This window comes from Burkholderia sp. YIM B11467, assembly GCF_052952715.1.
Map to the genome: position 1 here is coordinate 1 of NZ_JBQVSQ010000027.1, position 6,451 is coordinate 6,451.

Sequence of the window (6,451 nt, forward strand, 5' to 3'; positions counted from 1 at the left end):
TGTCGATCACGCCGTACAGCGTCACGCTCGATTGAGCGTGAGCAGCGCCAGCGGCGCCCAGCAGGGCGAGCGAGAGGGTCGAGAGAGCGAGTTTCTTCATCGTTGAGTTTCTCCACGCAAGTGATTCATCGTTATTTGTTGCGGATTGGAGAATAGCTCAGTGCCATCGACGCAAGAAAGCTTAAAAAATAAAGTGTCTCGAAAAGGTAACAGCATCAAAAAGTCTATATATATCAAGCACATCAACGACTGTTCCTGTTTTTGAAATAGTTGACATTTGCTGCGGTGCGATTGTTTCGATAGATGGTGCACATTGCAGCAGAGGGCCTGTTTCGGCCGGTTGACGCACGGAAATGACGGTGAGCAAACGTTTGCGATTGCAGGGAGCAACGCGCCGGCATGCAAGGAACGCGTCAACGCCGCGCGAATGCGCGGCGGGCAGCGTGGTTGGCGGGGTGGCAAAGCGGCGGGAAGGAGGCGTTTCGATGCGGCGGCGTGCGCGATGCCGGTTGCGCGGCCGTTTTTGCGCAGCGTGTGCGAATCAGTCGTCGTGCATGCGGCCGGCGGCGCGATCGGTTTGAGCGGGCGCGGCCGACGCGACGCCGGCGGGCCGATGTGCGTTGCCGCGTGCCGCCGCGAATTCCGCGCCGAGCAGCAGCACGACCGCGGAGAAGTACAGCCACATCAGCAGGACCGCGAACGATCCGGCCGCGCCGAACGCACTGGCCGTGCCCGCATGCGCGAGGTACAGCGCGAACAGCTTCTTGCCGCCGGAGAACAGGATCGCGGACACGATGCCGCCGATCGCGGCGTCGCGCCACGCGACGCGCGCATCGGGCAGGAACTTCATCAACGCGGCGAACGCGGCCGCGAGCACCGCGATGCCGACGAAGAACTGCACGAGGTTCGTGACCACGACATACGGCGAATTGCCCAGCAGCCAGGTGCCGACGAACGTGATCGCGGTGTCGAGCACGAGCGACACGATCAGCAGGAACGCGACGCCGAGCACGAGCCCGAACGAAATCAGCCGCACGCGCACGAGCCCGAGCATGCTCGACCAGCGGTTTTCGGTGGCCGGCCAGATCACGCTGAGCGCGGCGCTGAGCGATGCGAAGGTGGCCGACGCGCCGATCGCGAGCGCGGCGAACGAGATCAGCGTCGCGAGGCCGCCGCGCTCGCCCGCGCGGTGCGCGTTCTGCACGATCGTCTGGATGCTGGCCGCCGCATCGTTGCCGATCAGCTGGTGCGCCTGCTCGAACACCTGGCCGCGCGCGGCGTCGTCGCCGTAGAACCAGCCGGCCACCGCGATCACCATCACGAGCATCGGTGCGAGCGAGAACGCGGAGAAAAACGCGATGCCCGCGGCCATCGCGGAGCAGCGGTCGGACGAGAAGCGCTTGAATGCGGTGAGGGCCCAGTTGGCCTGTCGTTGGGCGAGGCGGGTCGCCTCGGTGGTGATCTGTCGTTTCATGCGTGGTCGGTGGCGGTACGAGGCGCCGATCAAGGTTGGCGACTGGACTAGTCTTAAAAGGGCAATGCAATTAATCGGACAAGTCCGTATTGATCCGAGGATACGGCCATAGTTGCGTGGACTGTCTATAATTCCTTTCAGTTTCCCCACCCCCACAATAACGCCGAGACCGCCATGCTACAAATGTCCCGGCGCCAGTTCCTGAAGGTGACGGCCACGTCGCTTGCCGGATCGAGTCTTGCCCTGCTGGGCTTTTCTCCGTCCGAAGCGCTGGCCGAAGTCCGACAGTACAAGCTGGCGCGCACAGTCGAAACGCGCAACACCTGTCCTTACTGTTCAGTGGGTTGCGGCATCCTCATGTACAGCCTCGGAGACGGCGCGAAGAACGCGCAGCCGAGCATCATCCACATCGAAGGCGATCCCGACCATCCCGTCAATCGCGGCACGCTGTGCCCGAAGGGCGCGAGCCTGATCGACTTCATCCACAGCCCGAGCCGCCTGACGCACCCCGAATACCGGGCGCCCGGCTCGGACAAGTGGGAACCGATCTCGTGGAACGATGCGCTCGACCGGATCGCGAAGCTGATGAAGGCCGACCGCGACGCGAACTTCGTCGAGACGGCGGAAGACGGCGCGAAGGTCAACCGCTGGCTCACGACCGGCATGCTGGCCGCGTCGGCCGGCAGCAACGAGGTCGGCTACCTGACGCACAAGACTGTCCGCAGTCTGGGAATGCTCGCATTCGACAATCAGGCGCGTGTCTGACATGGCCCGACGGTGGCAGGTCTTGCCCCGACGTTTGGCCGTGGAGCGATGACGAACCATTGGGTCGACATCAAGAACGCGGACGTGATTCTCGTGATGGGCGGCAATGCAGCCGAGGCCCATCCATGCGGGTTCAAGTGGGTAACGGAGGCGAAGGCGCACCGCAAGGCGCGGCTGATCGTCGTCGACCCGCGCTTTACGCGTACGGCCTCGGTGGCCGACTACTACGCGCCGATTCGCACCGGCACCGACATCGTCTTCCTGGGCGGCGTCATCAACTATCTGCTGACGAACGACAAGATCCAGCATGAGTACGTGAAGAACTACACGGACTTCTCGTTCATCGTGCGCGAGGATTACGCGTTCAACGACGGCATCTATTCCGGCTACGACGCCGAGAAACACGCGTACCCGGACAAATCGAGCTGGGACTACGAGCGCGGCGACGACGGTTTCGCGAAGGTCGACCCGACGCTGCAGCATCCGCGTTGCGTGTACAACCTGTTGAAGCAGCACTACGCGCGCTATACGCCGGACATGGTCCAGCAGGTCTGCGGCACGCCGAAGGAGAAGTTCCTGAAGGTGTGCGAGATGCTCGCCACCACGGCCGTTCCCGGCCGCGCCGGCACGGTGCTGTACGCGCTCGGCTGGACGCACCACTCGATCGGCGCGCAGATCATCCGCACCGGCGCGATGGTGCAGCTGCTGCTCGGCAACATCGGCATCGCGGGCGGCGGGATGAACGCGCTGCGCGGCCACTCGAACATCCAGGGGCTGACCGACCTCGGGCTGATGTCGAACCTGCTGCCGGGCTACATGACGCTGCCGATGCAGGCCGAGCAGGATTTCGACGGCTACATCGCGAAGCGCGTGCAGCAGCCGCTGCGGCCGAACCAGTTGAGCTACTGGAAGAACTACAAGGCGTTCCACGTCAGCTTCATGAAGTCGTGGTGGGGCGACGCGGCGACCGCCGAGAACAACTGGGGCTACGACTACCTGCCGAAGCTGGACAAGCAGTACGACCTGCTGCAGACGATCGAGCTGATGAATGCCGGCAAGATGAACGGCTACATCTGCCAGGGCTTCAACCCGCTCGCGGCGGCGCCGTCGAAGGTGAAGACGGCCGCGGGGCTCGCGAAGCTGAAGTGGCTCGTGATCATGGATCCGCTTGCGACCGAGACGTCCGAGTTCTGGAAGCATCACGGCGACTACAACGATGTCGATGCGTCGAAGATCCAGACCGAGGTGTTCCGTTTGCCCACCACGTGCTTCGCGGAGGAAAACGGCTCGCTCGTGAGTTCCAGCCGCGTGCTGCAATGGCACTGGAAGGGCGCGGAGCCGCCGGGCGAGGCGAAGAGCGATCTCGAGATCATGTCGGGGCTGTTCCTGCGGATGCGCAAGATGTACCAGACGGATGGCGGCAAGTATCCGGACCCGATCGTGAACCTGACCTGGCCGTACGCGAACCCGGAAAACCCGACGCCCGAAGAGCTCGCGATGGAGTTCAACGGCCGTGCGCTCGTCGATTTGCCCGACCCGAAGGATCCGGCCAAGACGCTCGTGAAGAAGGGCGAGCAGCTGGCCGCGTTCGCGCAGTTGAAGGACGACGGCACGACCGCGAGCGGTTGCTGGATCTTCTGCGGTGCATGGACGCAGGCCGGCAACCAGATGGGGCGGCGCGACAACTCGGATCCGACCGGCATCGGCCAGACCCTGAACTGGGCGTGGGCGTGGCCGGCGAACCGGCGGATCCTGTACAACCGCGCATCGTGCGACGTGAGCGGCAAGCCGTTCGACCCGACCCGCAAGCTGATCGGCTGGAACGGCAAGGCGTGGACGGGACCCGACATTCCCGATTTCAAGGCGGACGAACCGCCCGAGAACGGGATGGGGCCGTTCATCATGAATCCGGAAGGCGTCGCGCGCTTCTTCGCGCGGGCGGGGATGAACGAAGGTCCGTTCCCCGAGCACTACGAGCCGTTCGAGACGCCGATCGGCACGAACCCGCTGCACCCGAACAACCCGCAGGCGCTGAACAACCCGGCCGCCCGCGTGTTCCCGGACGACCGGGCGGCGTTCGGTCAGGCACCGGAGTTCCCGCACGCCGCGACGACTTACCGGCTGACCGAGCATTTCCACTACTGGACCAAGCACGCGCGGCTGAACTCGATCATCCAGCCCGAGCAATTCGTCGAAATCGGCGAAGACCTCGCGAAGGAAGTCGGCGTCGCGCACGGCGAACGCGTGAAGGTGTCGTCCAAGCGCGGCTACATCATTGCGGTCGCGCTCGTCACGAAGCGGATCAAGCCGCTGACGGTCGACGGCAAGAAGGTCCAGACGGTCGGTATCCCGTTGCACTGGGGCTTCAAGGGTCTGACGAAGCCCGGCTATCTCGCCAATACCCTGACTCCGTCCGTGGGTGACGGCAACTCGTACACACCGGAATTCAAGTCGTTCCTGGTGAAGGTCGAAAAGGCGTAAGGGGAAAGAGATGGCATTGCAATCGCTGGATATCAAGCGCGTCTCGGCCACCACGACGCCACCGCCCACGGTGCGCGAACCGGTGACCGGGAGCGTCGCGAAGCTGATCGACGTATCGAAGTGCATCGGCTGCAAGGCATGCCAGACGGCGTGCATGGAGTGGAACGACCTGCGCGACGAGGTCGGCACCAACGTCGGCGTGTACGACAACCCGGCCGACCTGACCGAGCACTCGTGGACGGTGATGCGGTTCTCCGAATACGAGAACCCGGCGGGCGACCTCGAATGGCTGATCCGCAAGGACGGCTGCATGCACTGCGAGGATCCGGGCTGCCTGAAGGCGTGTCCGTCGCCGGGCGCGATCGTGCAGTACAACAACGGGATCGTCGATTTCCACGAGGAGAACTGCATCGGTTGCGGCTATTGCGTGACCGGTTGCCCGTTCAACGTTCCGCGGATCTCGAAGAAGGATCATCGCGCGTACAAGTGCACGCTCTGTTCCGACCGCGTCGCGGTCGGCCAGGAACCGGCCTGCGTGAAGACCTGCCCGACAGGCGCGATCGTGTTCGGCACCAAGGAGGACATGAAGCAGCACGCGGCCGAGCGGATCGAGGACCTGAAGGAGCGCGGCTTCGAGCATGCGGGGCTGTACGACCCGCAGGGCGTCGGCGGCACGCACGTGATGTACGTGCTGCACCACGCCGACAAACCGTCGCTGTACCACGGGCTGCCCGACAATCCGTCGATCAGCCCGATGGTGAAGCTGTGGAAGGGCATCGCGAAGCCGCTCGCGGTGGCCGGCATCGCGCTGACGGCGCTCGCCGGGTTCTTCCACTACGTCCGGGTCGGCCCGAACGAGGTGAGCGACGCAGAAGAATCGGCCGCGCGCGACGAGGCGCGACGCATCAAGGAGGACGCGAAATGAAGCACGACGACCCCAACCTGATCGTCCGCTACTCGGCGAACGAGCGCACGAACCACTGGATCACCGCGATCACGTTCGTGCTGCTCGCGCTGTCCGGGCTCGCGCTGTTCCATCCATCGATGTTCTGGCTGACCGCGCTGTTCGGCGGCGGCCAGTGGACGCGGATCCTGCATCCGTTCGTCGGCCTCGTGATGTTCGTGTCGTTCGCGATCCTGGTCGTGCGCTTCTGGCACCACAACGCGCTCGATGCGGACGACCGGCAGTGGCTGAAGCAGATCGGCGACGTGCTGACCAATCAGGAAGACAAGCTGCCGCCCGTCGGCCGCTATAACGCCGGGCAGAAGCTGCTATTCTTTACGTTGGTGGCGTGCCTGCTGTTGCTTCTGCTGTCGGGAGTCGTGATCTGGCGGCGCTACTTCTCGTTCTACTTCCCGATCGAGGTGATCCGCGCGGCCGCTGTCGTGCATGCCGTGGCGGCCTTCGTGCTGATCGCGAGCATCATCGTGCACATTTACGCGGCGTTGTGGGTGAAGGGCTCGATCGGCGCGATGGTGCGCGGCACCGTCACGCTGGGCTGGGCTCGCAAGCATCACCCGAAGTGGTTCCGTGAAAGCGTGAAATAACGCACCGGACCGGGGCGGCTCGCCGAATCGCGGCGGGCCCAGCCCCGTCAGCCGTCGGAACTGCCTGAAGCGCCGACCTGTCGGCGCTTGTTTGGGGTCTGTTTGCGCATGGAACGCGCATGCGAATGCCCGAAATCGCTCGTAGGGCAAGAAATGAGGAGCGCCGTTTGGCCGAGCCAAACA

At 64.1% G+C, this 6,451-nt stretch carries 4 protein-coding genes; 3 read left to right on the forward strand and 1 reads right to left on the reverse strand.

Translation table 11 applies throughout. The features are described from left to right. Window positions 1–541: 541 nt before the first annotated feature. On the reverse strand, window positions 542–1,474 hold the full coding sequence (locus ACTRWB_RS37955; protein WP_129516962.1) for a YihY/virulence factor BrkB family protein: 933 nt from the start codon (window positions 1,472–1,474) through the stop codon (window positions 542–544). A 174-nt stretch (window positions 1,475–1,648) separates the two neighbouring features. Here ACTRWB_RS37955 and fdnG point away from each other — a divergent pair, with 174 nt between their 5' ends. From fdnG to ACTRWB_RS37970, 3 genes are read left to right on the forward strand one after another with little or no spacing between them, the layout of a single operon-like run. Continuing rightward, window positions 1,649–4,720 carry a formate dehydrogenase-N subunit alpha gene (fdnG, locus tag ACTRWB_RS37960; protein WP_419689793.1) on the forward strand — a complete coding sequence of 1,024 codons (3,072 nt, stop codon included), beginning with the start codon at window positions 1,649–1,651 and terminating at the stop codon, window positions 4,718–4,720. A gap of 10 nt (window positions 4,721–4,730) precedes the next feature. Further along, the gene (gene fdxH, locus ACTRWB_RS37965) at window positions 4,731–5,645 is read left to right on the forward strand and encodes a formate dehydrogenase subunit beta (RefSeq protein WP_059237213.1); all 915 of its coding nucleotides are present in this window, start codon (window positions 4,731–4,733) and stop codon (window positions 5,643–5,645) included. Then, window positions 5,642–6,268 (forward strand): formate dehydrogenase subunit gamma, encoded by a 627-nt coding sequence (locus tag ACTRWB_RS37970; protein WP_446904904.1) that lies wholly within the window; start codon window positions 5,642–5,644, stop codon window positions 6,266–6,268. The genes fdxH and ACTRWB_RS37970 overlap by 4 nt, the downstream gene beginning before the upstream one ends. Window positions 6,269–6,451: the final 183 nt, after the last annotated feature.

Excerpts from the sequence above, each read along its gene's own strand:
- ACTRWB_RS37970 (WP_446904904.1), top strand. The coding sequence starts at position 5,642 with ATGAAGCACGACGACCCCAACCTGATCGTCCGCTACTCGGCGAACGAG.
- fdxH (WP_059237213.1), top strand. The coding sequence starts at position 4,731 with ATGGCATTGCAATCGCTGGATATCAAGCGCGTCTCGGCCACCACGACG.
- ACTRWB_RS37955 (WP_129516962.1), bottom strand. The coding sequence starts at position 1,474 with ATGAAACGACAGATCACCACCGAGGCGACCCGCCTCGCCCAACGACAG.